14 protein-coding genes are annotated in these 14,401 nt (G+C 60.7%); all 14 read left to right on the top strand.

All coding sequences use genetic code 11. The annotated features are described in order from the left end of the window. Positions 1 to 118 precede the first annotated feature (118 nt). The 14 genes from ACQ4WP_RS21395 (at position 119) to ACQ4WP_RS21330 (ending at position 14,384) form a co-directional block, all read left to right on the top strand. On the top strand, positions 119 to 757 hold the full coding sequence (locus tag ACQ4WP_RS21395) for a ubiquinone biosynthesis accessory factor UbiJ (protein WP_436524254.1): 639 nt from the start codon (positions 119 to 121) through the stop codon (positions 755 to 757). Next, positions 754 to 2,325 carry a ubiquinone biosynthesis regulatory protein kinase UbiB gene (gene ubiB / locus ACQ4WP_RS21390; RefSeq protein ID WP_436524159.1) on the top strand — a complete coding sequence of 524 codons (1,572 nt, stop codon included), beginning with the start codon at positions 754 to 756 and terminating at the stop codon, positions 2,323 to 2,325. The genes ACQ4WP_RS21395 and ubiB overlap by 4 nt, the downstream gene beginning before the upstream one ends. 19 nt (positions 2,326 to 2,344) lie before the next feature. After that, positions 2,345 to 2,947 (top strand): methyltransferase, encoded by a 603-nt coding sequence (locus ACQ4WP_RS21385; protein WP_436524157.1) that lies wholly within the window; start codon positions 2,345 to 2,347, stop codon positions 2,945 to 2,947. 91 nt (positions 2,948 to 3,038) lie between these two features. Further along, complete coding sequence (locus tag ACQ4WP_RS21380) at positions 3,039 to 3,347, top strand: FmdB family zinc ribbon protein (protein WP_436524155.1); 309 nt, start codon at positions 3,039 to 3,041, stop codon at positions 3,345 to 3,347. A gap of 40 nt (positions 3,348 to 3,387) precedes the next feature. Next, positions 3,388 to 4,029: a DUF502 domain-containing protein gene (locus tag ACQ4WP_RS21375; protein WP_219117321.1), complete on the top strand. Its 642-nt coding sequence runs from the start codon at positions 3,388 to 3,390 to the stop codon at positions 4,027 to 4,029. Positions 4,030 to 4,092: 63 nt separating this feature from the next. Continuing rightward, on the top strand, positions 4,093 to 5,895 hold the full coding sequence (aspS, locus tag ACQ4WP_RS21370; protein ID WP_436524152.1) for an aspartate--tRNA ligase: 1,803 nt from the start codon (positions 4,093 to 4,095) through the stop codon (positions 5,893 to 5,895). An 84-nt stretch (positions 5,896 to 5,979) separates the two neighbouring features. Beyond that, positions 5,980 to 6,444: a dihydroneopterin triphosphate diphosphatase gene (gene nudB, locus ACQ4WP_RS21365; protein ID WP_436524150.1), complete on the top strand. Its 465-nt coding sequence runs from the start codon at positions 5,980 to 5,982 to the stop codon at positions 6,442 to 6,444. Between the two features lie 19 nt (positions 6,445 to 6,463). Next, the gene (locus ACQ4WP_RS21360) at positions 6,464 to 6,757 is read left to right on the top strand and encodes a hypothetical protein (protein WP_436524148.1); all 294 of its coding nucleotides are present in this window, start codon (positions 6,464 to 6,466) and stop codon (positions 6,755 to 6,757) included. A 72-nt stretch (positions 6,758 to 6,829) separates the two neighbouring features. After that, positions 6,830 to 7,651 (top strand): endonuclease/exonuclease/phosphatase family protein, encoded by an 822-nt coding sequence (locus ACQ4WP_RS21355; protein WP_436497646.1) that lies wholly within the window; start codon positions 6,830 to 6,832, stop codon positions 7,649 to 7,651. A 9-nt stretch (positions 7,652 to 7,660) separates the two neighbouring features. Beyond that, the gene (gene clsB / locus ACQ4WP_RS21350) at positions 7,661 to 8,824 is read left to right on the top strand and encodes a cardiolipin synthase ClsB (protein ID WP_436524146.1); all 1,164 of its coding nucleotides are present in this window, start codon (positions 7,661 to 7,663) and stop codon (positions 8,822 to 8,824) included. Beyond that, on the top strand, positions 8,821 to 9,210 hold the full coding sequence (locus ACQ4WP_RS21345; RefSeq protein ID WP_077398991.1) for an RNA-binding S4 domain-containing protein: 390 nt from the start codon (positions 8,821 to 8,823) through the stop codon (positions 9,208 to 9,210). Before clsB ends, ACQ4WP_RS21345 begins: the two co-directional genes overlap by 4 nt. 257 nt (positions 9,211 to 9,467) lie before the next feature. Further along, positions 9,468 to 10,070: a TetR/AcrR family transcriptional regulator gene (locus ACQ4WP_RS21340; protein WP_436524252.1), complete on the top strand. Its 603-nt coding sequence runs from the start codon at positions 9,468 to 9,470 to the stop codon at positions 10,068 to 10,070. Between the two features lie 79 nt (positions 10,071 to 10,149). Further along, positions 10,150 to 11,940: an acyl-CoA dehydrogenase C-terminal domain-containing protein gene (locus ACQ4WP_RS21335; protein WP_035824186.1), complete on the top strand. Its 1,791-nt coding sequence runs from the start codon at positions 10,150 to 10,152 to the stop codon at positions 11,938 to 11,940. 14 nt (positions 11,941 to 11,954) lie between these two features. After that, the gene (locus tag ACQ4WP_RS21330; protein WP_436524144.1) at positions 11,955 to 14,384 is read left to right on the top strand and encodes a 3-hydroxyacyl-CoA dehydrogenase/enoyl-CoA hydratase family protein; all 2,430 of its coding nucleotides are present in this window, start codon (positions 11,955 to 11,957) and stop codon (positions 14,382 to 14,384) included. Positions 14,385 to 14,401 lie beyond the last annotated feature (17 nt).

Below are 14,401 nucleotides of genomic sequence, written 5' to 3'. Positions count from 1 at the left end.
TGCGCAATGCATGATGCTTGACAGATATTTCCTGCTGAACTGGTAAGATCGAAACCGCCCACGTTGTTTTACGGGCGGTTTTTTATTTTTAGGGGCGCGTTTGGCGCGCAAGCACATGATGGCACCACTTTCCGATCTCTCCCTGATGACGCCCGTCATCGCGACAATCAACCATTTGCTGGCGCAGGAGCCGTGGGCGCGCCAGCAGCTGGCCGTGCACGCCGGCAAGCTGGCCTGCATCGACACGGGCGCCGTGGCCCTGCGCCTGCGCGTCGACAGCGCAGGCATGCTGGAAGCGGCGCCGGCCGACATGCCGGCCAATGTCACCATCCGCGTGAAATTGTCCGATGTACCGCTGATCCTGCAAAACCGCGAGCGAGCGTTTTCCTACGTCAAGATCGAAGGCGATGCCGAGTTTGCCAATGCGATTTCGCAGTTGAGCAAGGGCTTGCGCTGGGAAGCGGAGCACGACCTGGAAAAGGTAGTGGGTCCCATGCTGGCCACGCGCCTCGTTTCCGGTGCGAAGGATGCCGCCGCCTTTGTGCGCGCGGGCCAGAAAAAGCTGGCGGAAAACGTGGCCGAATATTTTCTTGACGAACAGCCCATGCTGATTCGTCCTTCTGCCTTGCAAGAGTATTCCGCTGGCGTGACGCGCGTGCGCGATGACGTCGAACGCCTGGCCAAGCGCCTTGCCCGGCTGGAAAAGGCGGCCGCCGCCCTCCAGCCGCAGTCCTCCTCACCGGATTTGTCTACATGATATTGAAATTCCTGCGCCTGTTTAAAATCATCCGTGTTTCCATCAAGTACGGTCTGGATGAGATAGCGATTTCTGGTCTGCAAGTTCCCCGCACCGCCAAATTGATCGACACCCTGATTTTCTGGCGCGACCTGTCGTCGCCACGGGGCTTGCGCCTGCGCCTGGCGCTGGAAGAGCTGGGTCCTATCTTCGTGAAATTCGGCCAGGTGCTGTCGACCCGGCGCGACCTGATGCCGCCCGACATCGCCGAAGAACTGGCGCGCCTGCAAGACCGCGTGCCGCCTTTCGACTCCGACCTGGCCATCGCGCAAATCACCAAGTCCCTGGGCGCGCATCCGGATCAACTGTTTGCCAGCTTCGAGCGCGAGCCGGTGGCCTCCGCCTCGATTGCCCAGGTGCACTTCGCCACCCTGAAAGACGGCCGCGAAGTGGCCGTGAAAGTCTTGCGTCCCGGCATGAAAAAGCTGATCGACGAAGACGTGGCCCTGATGCACATCGCCGCCGACTGGACCAGCCGCCTGTGGGCCGACAGCAAGCGCCTGAAGCCCAAGGAAGTGGTGGGCGAGTTCGACAAGTACTTGCACGACGAACTGGATCTGATGCGCGAGGCGGCCAACGCCAGCCAGTTGCGCCGTAACTTCGCCAACTCGAACTTGCTGCTGGTGCCGGAAATGCACTGGGATTACTGTTCCAGCAGCGTCATCGTGATGGAACGCATGGTTGGGATTCCCGTGTCGCAGACCGAGCGCCTGGTGGCGGCCGGCGTGGATTTGCGTAAACTTTCCAGCGATGGCGTGGAGATTTTCTTCACACAAGTGTTCCGCGACGGCTTTTTCCATGCGGACATGCACCCCGGGAATATTCTCGTCTCCATCGCGCCTGAATCGTTCGGCCGCTATATCGCGCTGGACTTCGGCATCGTCGGCACCTTGAATGACTATGACAAGGATTATCTGTCGCAAAACTTCCTCGCCTTCTTCCGCCGCGATTACAAGCGCGTGGCCGAAGCGCACATCGAATCGGGCTGGGCGCCGAAAGACACGCGCGTCGATGAACTGGAAGCGGCCGTGCGCGCCTGCTGCGAGCCGATCTTCGACCGCCCGTTGAAAGATATTTCTTTTGGGCAGGTTTTGCTGCGGCTGTTCCAGACTTCGCGCCGCTTCAATGTGGAAGTGCAGCCGCAACTGGTGCTGTTGCAAAAGACCCTGCTCAATATCGAGGGCCTGGGCCGCCAGCTGGACCCGGAGCTGGACTTGTGGCAAACGGCCAAGCCTTATCTGGAAAAATGGATGAGCAACCAGGTGGGGCCGCAAGGCTTTATGGAGCGCCTGCGCGCCGAGGCGCCCCGTTATGCGCACATCTTCCCGCAACTGCCGCGCTTGCTGCACCAAGCCTTGACGGTGCATGGCGAACCGCGTGAAAACGACGTGGAATTGATGAAAACCTTGCTGGCAGAGCAACGCCAGACGAATCGATTGCTGAGCTTTATCGTGTACTTCGTGGGCGCCTTCGCGCTCGGCGCGCTGGGCTTGCAAGTGTTCATGCGCTGGCATCAATTGCCGTTTTAACTGGCTGAGGACGTAAGTGATGGCTGACTTTCAAACCCGCGATCCGCTCTCGCCCGCCTTCTGGGACGAGCGTTTCGAGAAGCAATTTACGCCCTGGGACCATGGCGGCGTGCCGTCGCGTTTGCGCAGCTTCGTTGCCGGCAGCCCGGCCCCGCTGCGCTGCCTGATTCCCGGCTGCGGCTCCGCGTATGAGCTGGTTTTCATGCTCGATCACGGCTGGCATGCCACGGCCATCGACTTTTCGCCGGCTGCCGTGGCGGCCGCGCGTGCTGTCGTCGGTGCGCGGGCACGGCAGGTGGTGGAAGCCGATTTCTTCGCCTGGCAGCCCGAAGCGCCGCTGGACCTGATCTATGAGCGGGCCTTCCTGTGCGCCATGCCGCGCGCCATGTGGCCGCAAGTGGCGGCCCGCTGGGCGCAGCTGCTGGCGCCAGGCGCCATGCTGGCCGGTTACTTTTTCTTTGATGACAATGCCAAGGGGCCGCCATTTGGCATTTCGCGTGAGCAGTTACAAGCCTTGCTGGCGCCGCATTTCGACTGCCTGGCCGATGAGGCCGTGGACGATTCCATTGCCGTCTTCGCCGGCAAGGAGCGCTGGATGAGCTGGCGCCGCCGGGCGGACTGAGGCTGACCGGCTGAGCGAGCGGGCATTTTCCGCTGGGAATGGCGGAAAAGCTTTATAATTCAGGGTTTTTGATGATTTTCTCGGAGTAGAGATGCCGATTTACGCTTACCGTTGTGACGAGTGTGGTTTTGCCAAGGATGTCTTGCAAAAGATCTCCGATCCAGTACTGACGGTGTGCCTGTCGTGCGGCAAGCCCAGTTTCAAGAAACAATTGACGGCCGCCGGTTTCCAATTGAAGGGCACTGGCTGGTACGCGACCGATTTCCGCGGCGGCACGGCCCCTAGCACGGCCATTCCGACGGGCCCGGCCGATAACGCCAAGCCCGCCGCAGCCGCCGAGAGCGCGCCTGCTGCGGCGCCTGCGTCCGCCCCGGCTGCCGCTGCGCCGAAAGCGGATTGAAAAGCGCGCCGCGCCGATACGATCCATTACCGAGAAACCGATGCGTAAATATTTTATTACCGGATTACTGATTTTGGTTCCCCTGGCCATTACCGCCTGGGTCTTGAATCTGGTGATCAGCACGATGGACCAGTCGCTGTTGCTGGTGCCCGGCAGTACGCAGCCTAGCGTATGGTTCGGCCACAAGCTTCCCGCGCTGAGCACCATTCCAGGCCTGGGCACGGTATTGACGGTACTGATCGTGTTCTTCACGGGCTTGCTGACGAATAACCTGGTCGGCAATTACGTGGTGAAACTGTGGGAAAAATTGCTGCAACGCATACCCATCGTCAATTCCCTGTATTCGAGCGTCAAGCAAGTGTCCGATACCCTGTTTTCCCCGTCGGGCAATGCCTTCCGCAAGGCCGTGCTGGTGCCGTATCCGCACCAGAACTCCTGGACCATCGCTTTCCTGACCGGCGTGCCGGGCGGCGATGCGGCGAACCATCTGGTGGGCGACTATGTCAGCGTGTACGTGCCGACGACGCCGAATCCGACATCGGGCTTTTTCCTGATGATGAAACGCAGCGATGTCGTTGAACTCGACATGAGTGTCGATGCGGCGCTCAAATATATCGTCTCGATGGGCGTGGTGGCGCCTGCGGAAGTTGTTGCTGTACCGGCCCCGGCAGCCAAAGAATAAAGGCAGGCGTCCCACGCGGGACGTGGCCGGATTGAACACTCACTAACCTGAACTGAGAATTTTATGTCTATGCGTACTGAATACTGCGGCCTCGTTACCGAAGCCATGCTGGGACAAACCGTCAGCCTGTGCGGCTGGGTACATCGCCGCCGCGACCACGGCAGCCTGATTTTCATCGACTTGCGCGACCGTGAAGGCCTGGTGCAAATCGTCTGCAACCCGGAACAAGCGGAGATGTTCAAGGTCGCCGAAGCCGTGCGCAACGAATTCTGCCTGCGCGTGACGGGCGTCGTGACCAGCCGTATCGACGGCACCATCAACAACAACCTGAAGTCCGGCAAGATCGAAGTGGTCTGCTCGGAACTGGAAGTGCTGAACCCGTCCGTGCCCGTGCCGTTCCAGCTCGATGACGACAATCTGTCGGAAACGACGCGTCTGACGCACCGCGTGCTGGACCTGCGCCGCCCGCAAATGCAGAACAACCTGCGCCTGCGCTACAAGGTGACGATGGAAGTGCGCAAATACCTCGACGCGCTGGGCTTCATCGACATCGAAACGCCGATGCTGACCAAGTCCACGCCAGAAGGCGCGCGCGATTACCTGGTGCCGTCGCGCGTCAACGCGGGCAGCTTCTTCGCCTTGCCGCAATCGCCACAGTTGTTCAAGCAACTGTTGATGGTCGCCAACTTCGACCGTTACTACCAGATCACCAAATGCTTCCGCGACGAAGACTTGCGCGCTGACCGCCAGCCTGAATTCACGCAGATCGACTGCGAAACCTCGTTCCTGACGGAACAGGAAATCCGCGACCTGTTCGAAGACATGATACGCGTCGTCTTCAAGAACACGCTGAACATCGACCTGCCGAACCCGTTCCCGGTGATGGATTTCGCCGAAGCGATGGGCCTGTACGGCTCCGACAAGCCGGACATGCGCGTCAAGCTGGCCTTCACGGACTTGACCGACATCATGAAGACGGTCGAATTCAAGGTCTTCAACGGCGCCGCCAACATGAAAGGCGGCCGCGTGGTGGCCCTGCGCGTACCGCAAGGCGGCAGCATGCCCCGTTCGGAAATCGACGCTTACACGCAATTTGTCGCCATCTACGGTGCCAAGGGCCTCGCTTACATCAAGGTCAACGAGAAGGCCAAGGGCCCAGAAGGCTTGCAATCGCCGATCGTCAAGTTCCTGCCTGCCGACGTGCTGGCGACGATTCTCGAGCAGACGGGCGCGCAAGACGGCGACCTGATCTTCTTCGGCGCGGACAAGGCCAAGGTCGTCAACGACGCCATCGGCGCGCTGCGCGTGAAAATCGGTCACAGCGAGTTCGGCAAGAAAGCCGGCCTGTTCGAAGACGTGTGGAAGCCATTGTGGGTAGTCGACTTCCCGATGTTCGAACACGACGAAGAAGCGGACCGCTGGACGGCAACCCACCATCCATTCACGGCGCCGAAAGACGGCCATGAAGACATGCTGGAAACGAATCCGGGCGCCTGCATCGCCAAGGCCTACGATATGGTATTGAACGGCTGGGAACTGGGTGGCGGTTCGATCCGTATCCACCGCGAAGAAGTGCAAAGCAAGGTCTTCCGTGCACTGAAGATCGATGCCGAAGAAGCCCAGCTGAAGTTCGGCTTCCTGCTTGACGCCCTGCAATACGGCGCGCCACCGCATGGCGGCCTGGCATTCGGCCTGGACCGTATCGTGACCATGATGACGGGTTCCGATTCGATCCGCGACGTGATCGCCTTCCCGAAAACCCAGCGCGCCCAGTGTCTGTTGACACAAGCGCCGTCGGAAGTGGACGAGAAGCAATTGCGCGAGCTGCATATCCGTTTGCGCGGCGCCGAGCCAAAAGTAGCGTAATGCATCAGCGGCCGCTGCGGCGGCCGCTGTTTGATAATGCTATGCAAAAAGAGGCGCTGACGAGGCGCCTTTTTCATTGTTGATATGACTCATAAAATTCCCGTTTCCGTGCTGGTCGTCATTCATACGGCTGATCTGGACGTCTTGCTGATCGAGCGCGCGGGCCAGCCCGGTTTCTGGCAGTCGGTGACCGGTTCCGTCGACGCCGTCGACGAACCGCTGCTGCAGACGGCCGCGCGCGAATTGTGCGAGGAAACCGGCATCGTTGCCGATGGGTACGACATCGTGCTGCGCGACTGGAACTTGTCGAATGTGTACGAGATCTATCCCATCTGGCGCCACCGCTACGCGCCCGGCGTGACGCGCAACACGGAGCACGTGTTCAGCGTGCAAGTGCCGCGCGACATCGCCATCACTTTGAGTCCCCGCGAACATCTGCAATACGCGTGGCTGCCTTACTTGGCGGCGGCCGATCGCTGTTTCTCGTCGTCCAACGCGGAAGCCATCCTGCAATTGCCGGCCATGACGGGCCTGGCGCGCCCCACCTGATTTTCCTAGAAAGCATTCCATGTTGAACTGGTTACATTTGACTACGCAGCAAAAACTGCTGGGCACCCTGGGCATCGTTTTCTGCCTGTGCTTTATCTTGCTGCTGTTTAGCTCCACCGTGCCCGGCCGCACGCCGCCTATCGGCATGCCGCTGATGGCGATCGGCTGGCTGCTGCACCCTGGCGCGTTTGCCAAGGGCAAGCGCACCGTGGCCTGGCGTGGCGCACCGTTGCTGGTCAAGATCGTCTGGGCGGCCGGCATCACCGCGCTGCTCGTCAGCGTGACGGCGGGCGTAGGACGCATGCTGGCCTGATTGTGCGTGGTAGGTGCGCACGCGCACCTACGCTGACGCCGCGCGGGGCCCGTCTGGGAGTAGAATCAATGCATGAAAATCCGCGTAGCAACTTATAATATCCACAAGGGTGTCTCCTCCGTGCGAGGCTTGCCCAGGGTTCACGCATTGAAGCAGGCGATCGCTCTCTTCAATGCCGATGTCGTCTTTTTGCAGGAAGTGCAAGGCAAGCATGACCGCAATGCGGCCCGCTTTGGCGCCGAGAAAAACGGCCACAAGCATTGGCCGGAAGCGTCGCAGCATGAATTCTTTGCCGGCGCCGAGCACCATTCCGCGTATGGCATGAATGCCGTGTATGACCATGGCCACCATGGCAATGCCTTGCTGAGCAAGTTCCCCATCGCCTCGCAAACCAACCACGATGTGTCCGACCATGCCTACGAGCAGCGCGGCATTTTGCATTGCGTGCTCAAGACGCCGCAGGCCGACGTGCACTGCTATGTGGTGCACCTGGGCCTGTTCGAATCGGGACGCGGGCGCCAGACGCAGGCGTTGATCGACGCCGTCATGGAATCGGCGCCGAACGGCGAGCCCGTCATCATCGCCGGCGATTTCAACGACTGGCGCAACACGCTCAGCGACAAGCTGCGCAATGCGCTGGGCGTGGTGGAAGTATTCGACCAGCGCGCGTCGAACTCGGCGCTGGGCGACCTGGTGCGCACCCTGGCGCGGCGCCAGACGAAGCCACCCGTGCCCGTACCGGCGCGCACCTTTCCCGCCGCCTTGCCGTGGTTCCGCCTGGACCGCATCTATGTGCGCGGTTTCCACGTGGAAGGCGCGCAAGTGATGCATGGCACCTTGTGGGCCAAACTGTCGGACCACGCGCCGATCGTTGCCGCTTTAAAACTCGCGTAGACTGCCAGCATGCGCACAGTCAATTTCATCGCCCACAACGACATCCAGCTGCTGTATTGCGGCACCGATTACTTTCCCGCGCTGATAGCCGCCATCGATGGCGCGCGCTCGGAAGTCTATTTCGAAACGTATATCTTTGCCGACGACGCCACGGGCACGCTGGTGCTCGACGCGCTCAAGCGCGCCGCCGCGCGCGGCGTGCTGGTGTGCATGATCACGGACTGGTTCGGCACGGGCAACCGCCGGGTCAAGGCCATGCATGCGCAGCTGGAAGCTGCCGGCGTGCACCACCGCATCTTCAACCCTTGGTTCCGGCGCGGCATCACGCGCACGCACCGCAAGATCTGTGTGGCCGATGGCGAAATCGCCCTGGTGGGCGGCATCAATATCAACGACGACATGTTTTGCGACTACGACCACAACATCAGCCTGGAAGCGCCGCGCTGGGATTTCGCCGTGCAGGTGAAGGGCCCGCTGGTGGACGCCATCCATGAGGAAGTGCAGGCGCAGTGGGCGCGACTGGGCAAGATGAACTTGGTGCGGCGTATCAAGCTGTACCGCAAGATGCGCGTGGTCAGCAAGGAACTGGCGAAGAACCCCGTCGTGGCCGGCTTTGTCGTGCGCGACAACCTGCGCAACCGCCGCACCATCCAGCGCGCCTACCTGCAGGCGCTGGGCCAGGCGCGCAAAAGCGTGATGCTGGCCAACCCGTATTTTGCGCCCGGGCACAAGCTGCGCCACGCGCTGGCCCAGGCGGCCCAGCGGGGCGTCGACGTGGTCTTGCTGATCGGCGTGGGCGAGTTCCGCATGCAAGATGCCGTGGCGCACTCGTTTTATCCGAAACTGCTGGCTGCCGGGGTGAAAATCGTCGAATACCGCAAGACGCAGCTGCACGCCAAGGTGGCCGTCGTCGACGATGACTGGGCGACGGTGGGTTCGAGCAATATTGACGCGCTGAGCCTGTTCCTGAACCAGGAAGCGAACGTGGTCATCAAGGACGTGGCGTTCGCGCAAAGCCTGCGCCAGCACATTGAGCAGGGCGTGGCGGACGGCATCGTCATTCACCAGGATGATTTCAAGCACATCGGCCGTTTCCGGCGTATCGGCTACGAAGCCGCCTTCCTCGTGTACCGGCTGGTGATGCGCATTTTTTCAGTAGGCAAGTACGCATGAACGAGATGACAACGGTAAGGCTGGACAAATGGTTGTGGGCGGCGCGCTTCTTCAAGACGCGCTCGCTGGCCAGCGAAGCCGTCGACACGGGCAAGGTGAAAGTGGGTGGCGAACGCGTGAAACCGGCGCGCAGCCTGCGCGTGGGCGACGAGCTGGCCATCGACAATGGCGCGGAAACGTGGGAAGTGGCCGTGCTGGGCCTGTCCGACAAGCGCGGCGCGGCGCCCGTGGCGCGCTTGCTGTATGGCGAAACGCCGGCCAGCATTGCCCGCCGCGAGCAGCTGGCCGAGGAGCGCAAGCTGTTCCGCGAGCCGGGCACCACCATCAAGGGGCGGCCGACCAAGCGCGACCGCCGTCAGCTGAGCAAGGCAGGCGACCTTTCCTGATGTTTTCTTGTTGCTGTAAGACAAGACGTGCGAAGTTTTTGCCCTCCTGAAATCGCTATAAACACATAGCCAAAAAATGCTGCGCTGCACCAATAGAACGCCGGCTCTAAAGTTCCCGTTTGACTTTTATGTGGCAGTGGATAATAGTACGAGCGTTCGGATTTTTTCGTGGCGTGCTTTTTTTTACCCGCGTTCCCATCCGCCAGATCGGCAACATCACTTTTAGAACGGACCTCTTGAATACTTCAGTCAAATTCATGCGCAAGGGCGAACTGACCCGTGCAGCCATCCTCGACGTGGCGCTGGACCTGTCCAGCCGCGACGGCCTGGAAGGCCTGACCATTGGGCTGCTCGCGGACAAAATGAACATGAGCAAGTCGGGCGTGTTCGCCCACTTTGGTTCGCGCGAGGACTTGCAGATGGAAGTGCTGAAGCTCTACCACTATCGTTTCGAGCAAGAAGTCTTTTTCCCCAGCATGAAAGAACCACGCGGTATCCAGCGATTGCAATCGATGTTTGCGCGCTGGGTCAAGCGGGTCAGCGTGGAGATCGCTTCCGGCTGCATCTATATCAGCGGCGCCGTCGAGTATGACGACCGTCCCGGCCCCATCCGCGAGTCCCTGGTGGCCATGGTGCGGGCCTGGCAGGGCGCGTTGCTGCGCTGTGTCGAGCAATCGATCGCCACGGGCGACTTGAAAGCGGACACGGACGCCCAGCAGCTGGTGTACGAGATGTATGGCCTGATCCTGGCCTTGCATCACGATGCGCGCTTCCTGCGCGTGCCGGGCAGCATCGAACGGGCGCAGGCAGGATTTGTCCGTTTGCTGGCGTCCTACCAGAATTCTGTCACAAGCAAATAAGCCGTCAGGCAGTATCCGCAGCAACGCACACGCAGTTCACAAGTACAACACTTTAGCTAAACGCCTTCAGGAGAAAATTATGGGTCAATACGTCGCGCCAATCCGGGATATGCAATTCGTTCTGCATGAGTTCCTGCAAGTGGAAGAAGAACTGAAGCAAATGCCGTCGTACGCCGACGTCGACGCCGACATCATCAACCAGGTACTGGAAGAGGGCGGCAAGTTCACTTCCGAAGTATTGTTCCCCCTGAATCACTCCGGCGACCGCGAAGGCTGCCACCACGATCCTGTCACGAAAAGCGTGACCACGCCCAAAGGTTTCAAGGAAGCGTATAAACAGTATGTCGAAGGCGGCTGGGCGGCATTGGCTTGCGATCCGGAATACGGCGGCCAGGGCTTGCCGGTCGTGCTGAACAACTCCTTCTATGAAATGCTGAACTCGTCGAATCAGGCCTGGTCCATGTACCCGGGCCTGTCGCATGGCGCCTACGAGTGCCTGAAGGAACACGGCACCGACCATCAGAAGGAAGTGTATCTGCCGAAACTGGTGTCGGGCGAATGGACAGGCACCATGTGCCTGACCGAACCGCACTGCGGCACCGATCTGGGCCTGCTGCGCTCGAAAGCGCTGCCTGAGGCAGACGGTTCCTGGACCATCACCGGCAACAAGATCTTCATCTCGGCCGGCGAGCACGACATGGCGGAAAACATCCTGCACCTGGTGCTGGCCCGCGTGCCGGATGCACCGGAAGGCTCGAAAGGCATCTCGCTGTTCCTGGTACCGAAATTCCTGCCGAACGCGGATGGCACGGTCGGTGAGCGCAACCCGATCACCTGCGGCGCCATCGAAGAAAAAATGGGCATCCACGGCAACTCGACCTGCCAGATGAACCTGGACGGCGCGAAAGGCTGGATCATCGGCCAGCCGAACAAGGGCCTCAACGCCATGTTCGTCTTCATGAACGCGGCCCGCCTGGGCGTAGGCATGCAGTCGCTGGGCCTGACGGAAATCGCCTACCAGAACGCGCTGATCTACGCCAAGGACCGCACGCAAATGCGTTCGCTGTCCGGCATCAAGAACCCGGAACTGCCAGCCGACCGCATCATCGTGCACCCTGACGTGCGCCGCATGCTGCTGACCGGTAAAGCCTACGCCGAAGGCGCACGCGCCTTCACCTCCTACGTGGCGCTGCAGATCGACCGCGAACTGCACCACCCTGACGCCGACGTGCGCAAGGAAGCCGCCGACGAAGTGGCGCTGCTGACGCCCGTCATCAAGGCTTTCATCACCGACAACGCCTGGATCGCCACCTCGGACGCGATGCAAGTGTTCGGCGGCCACGGCTATATCTCGGAATGGGGCATGGAGCAGTATGTGCGCGACGCGCGCATCAACATGATCTACGAAGGCACGAACACGATCCAGTCGCTGGACCTGCTGGGCCGCAAGATCCTGGGCGACAACGGCGCCAAGCTGCGCAAGTTCGGCGAAAAGATCAAGGCCTTCGTCGAAGACAACGGCACCGATGAAGCGATGAGCGAATTCGTTACCCCACTGGGCGACCTGGGCGACAAAGTCACCAAGCTGACCATGGAAATCGGCATGAAGGCCTTCCAGAATCCTGACGAAGTGGGCGCGGCATGCGTGCCTTACCTGCGTGTCGTCGGCCACATGATCTACAGCTATTTGTTCGCACAGATGGCCAAGATCGCCCTCGAAAAAGAGTCCAGCGGCGACACCTTCTACACCGCCAAACTGGCTACCGCACGTTTCTACTTCGCCCGCTTGCAGCCTGAAACGGCAACCCTGATCCGTCAGGCGCGTTCCGGTTCGGCCAACCTGATGGCACTCGACGCAGACCTGTTCTAAGACTTGAGGAAAATATGACCAATTTCATCGTTAAAAAAGTAGCCGTCCTCGGCGCCGGCGTGATGGGCGCGCAGATCGCCGCCCATTGCATCAACGCGAAAGTGCCGGTCGTGCTGTTCGACCTGCCTGCGAAGCCGGAGCATGTCTCCGGCGGGACGGATAAAAATGCGATCGTGCTGCGCGCCATCGAGAACCTGAAAAAGCTGTCGCCTGCCCCGCTGGGCAACAAGGATGACGCGTCGCTGATCCAGGTCGCCAACTACGAAGACAACCTGGACCTGCTGGCCGGTTGCGACCTGATCATCGAAGCCATCGCCGAGCGCATGGACTGGAAACACGACCTGTACCAGAAGGTGGCGCCGCACATCGGCCCGAATGCGATCTTCGCCTCGAACACCTCCGGCCTGTCGATCACCAAGCTGGCCGAAGGCTTCGACGCCGACCTGAAATCGCGCTACTGCGGCGTGCACTTCTTTAACCCGCCGCGCTATATGCACCTGGTCGAGATCATCCCGACCGCGTTCACCAAACCTGAGATTGCCGACCAGCTGGAAGGCTTCCTGACCACTACCCTGGGCAAGGGCGTGGTCCGCGCCAAGGACACGCCGAACTTCATCGCCAACCGCGTTGGCGTGTTCGGCATCCTGGCCATCGTGCACGAAGCGGAGAAATTCGGCCTGTCCGTAGACGTTGTCGATGACCTGACGGGCTCCAAGCTGGGCCGCGCCAAGTCGGGCACCTTCCGCACGGCGGACGTGGTCGGCCTGGACACCATGGGCCATGTGATCAAGACCATGCAGGACTACCTGCCGAACGATCCTTTCGCCGCCGTCTACAAGACGCCGGCCGTGCTGGCGCAGCTGGTGGAAAAGGGCGCGCTGGGTCAGAAGAGTGGTGCAGGCTTCTACAAGAAGGTTGGCAAGGAAATTCAACGCCTGGACTTCGCCACCGGTGAATACGTGGCTGGCGGCGCCAAGGCTGCCGACATCATCGCCCGCATCCTGAAGGAAAAGGATCCGGTCAAGAAGATGAAGGCGCTGCGCGAATCGACCAACCCGCAAGGCCAGTTCCTGTGGGCGATCTTCCGCGACGCTTTCCACTACATCGCCATTCACCTCGACACCGTGGCCGACAATGCGCGCGATATCGATTTCGCCATGCGCTGGGGCTTCGGCTGGAACGTCGGTCCGTTTGAAACGTGGCAGGCATCGAACTGGCTGCAAGTGGCCAACTGGGTCAAGGAAGACATCGACGCCGGCCACGCGCTGTGCAACGCACCGCTGCCAGCCTGGGTCTTCGAAGGCCCGGTCGCTGAAAAAGGCGGCGTGCATACGCCGGAAGGATCCTATTCCGCCGTGTCGAACAGCTTCGTGCCCCGTTCGACCCTGTCCGTGTATGACCGCCAGCCATTCCGCGCGCCCGTTTTTGGTACCAACTTGGGCAGCGGCGCTGCCGACCCCAAGACCGCCGGCACCACCGTCTTCGAAGACGAATCCGTGCGCGTCTGGCACACGGGCGACGACGTCCTGATCATCTCGTTCAAGACCAAGATGCACGTGATCGGTGAAGGCGTGATTAGTGGACTCAAACTCGCATTAGCGGAAGCGGAAAAGAACTTCAAGGGTCTGGTGATCTGGCATGCCGACGCAGCCGAAGGCGGCGCCTTCTCGGCCGGCGCCGACCTGCAATCGGCCCTGCCAGCTTTCATGCAAGGCGGCGTGAAAGCCGTCGATCCGATCATCGCCGAATTGCAGAACACCTTCATGTCGCTGAAATACGCGAACGTGCCGGTGATCGCCGCGGTCGCTGGCCTGGCACTGGGCGGCGGTTGCGAACTGGCGCTGCATGCATCGAAGCGCGTGGCCTCGATCGAGTCCTACATCGGCCTGGTGGAAGTGGGCGTGGGCCTGATTCCAGCCGGTGGCGGCCTGAAGGAAGCGGCGCAGCGCGCCTACAAGGAAGCCAAGGGTAACGATATCCTGCAATTCCTGAAAACGGGCTTCACCAATGCAGCCACCGCCAACGTGTCGAAATCGGCACTGGAAGCGAAGAAGATGGGCTACCTGAAAGAAGACGACGTGATCGTGTTCAACGCCTACGAGCTGCTGCACGTGGCCAAGGTCGAAGCGCGCGCCATGTTCGACGCGGGCTTCCGTCCGCAACTGCCGTCGCTGATCCAGGTCACGGGCCGTTACGGCTGGGGCACCATCAAGGCGCAGCTGGTCAACATGCGCGACGGCGGCTTCATTTCGGCGCACGATTTCAAGCTGGGCGAGATGATTGCCGAGATCGTATCGGGCGGCGACGTGGACCAGGGCAGTTTCGTCAGCGAACAGTGGCTGCTGGATATGGAACGCAAGGCATTCCTGGAGCTGTTGAACCATCCGAAAACCCAGGAACGGATCATGGGCATGATGCAAACCGGTAAGCCGGTACGCAACTAAGCCCATCGTCGATGAAG

The organism is Janthinobacterium lyxosi (assembly GCF_051380665.1).
GTDB lineage: Bacteria > Pseudomonadota > Gammaproteobacteria > Burkholderiales > Burkholderiaceae_D > Janthinobacterium.
Note: the sequence above shows the minus strand (reverse complement) of the source record. Positions and strands in the feature narration are given on the sequence as shown.

What these genes read in the sequence shown, in the direction of transcription:
- ACQ4WP_RS21395 (WP_436524254.1), top strand. Translation starts at nt 119, where the DNA reads ATGGCACCACTTTCCGATCTCTCCCTGATGACGCCCGTCATCGCGACA.
- ubiB (WP_436524159.1), top strand. Translation starts at nt 754, where the DNA reads ATGATATTGAAATTCCTGCGCCTGTTTAAAATCATCCGTGTTTCCATC.
- ACQ4WP_RS21385 (WP_436524157.1), top strand. Translation starts at nt 2,345, where the DNA reads ATGGCTGACTTTCAAACCCGCGATCCGCTCTCGCCCGCCTTCTGGGAC.
- ACQ4WP_RS21380 (WP_436524155.1), top strand. Translation starts at nt 3,039, where the DNA reads ATGCCGATTTACGCTTACCGTTGTGACGAGTGTGGTTTTGCCAAGGAT.
- ACQ4WP_RS21375 (WP_219117321.1), top strand. Translation starts at nt 3,388, where the DNA reads ATGCGTAAATATTTTATTACCGGATTACTGATTTTGGTTCCCCTGGCC.
- aspS (WP_436524152.1), top strand. Translation starts at nt 4,093, where the DNA reads ATGTCTATGCGTACTGAATACTGCGGCCTCGTTACCGAAGCCATGCTG.
- nudB (WP_436524150.1), top strand. Translation starts at nt 5,980, where the DNA reads ATGACTCATAAAATTCCCGTTTCCGTGCTGGTCGTCATTCATACGGCT.
- ACQ4WP_RS21360 (WP_436524148.1), top strand. Translation starts at nt 6,464, where the DNA reads ATGTTGAACTGGTTACATTTGACTACGCAGCAAAAACTGCTGGGCACC.
- ACQ4WP_RS21355 (WP_436497646.1), top strand. Translation starts at nt 6,830, where the DNA reads ATGAAAATCCGCGTAGCAACTTATAATATCCACAAGGGTGTCTCCTCC.
- clsB (WP_436524146.1), top strand. Translation starts at nt 7,661, where the DNA reads ATGCGCACAGTCAATTTCATCGCCCACAACGACATCCAGCTGCTGTAT.
- ACQ4WP_RS21345 (WP_077398991.1), top strand. Translation starts at nt 8,821, where the DNA reads ATGAACGAGATGACAACGGTAAGGCTGGACAAATGGTTGTGGGCGGCG.
- ACQ4WP_RS21340 (WP_436524252.1), top strand. Translation starts at nt 9,468, where the DNA reads ATGCGCAAGGGCGAACTGACCCGTGCAGCCATCCTCGACGTGGCGCTG.
- ACQ4WP_RS21335 (WP_035824186.1), top strand. Translation starts at nt 10,150, where the DNA reads ATGGGTCAATACGTCGCGCCAATCCGGGATATGCAATTCGTTCTGCAT.
- ACQ4WP_RS21330 (WP_436524144.1), top strand. Translation starts at nt 11,955, where the DNA reads ATGACCAATTTCATCGTTAAAAAAGTAGCCGTCCTCGGCGCCGGCGTG.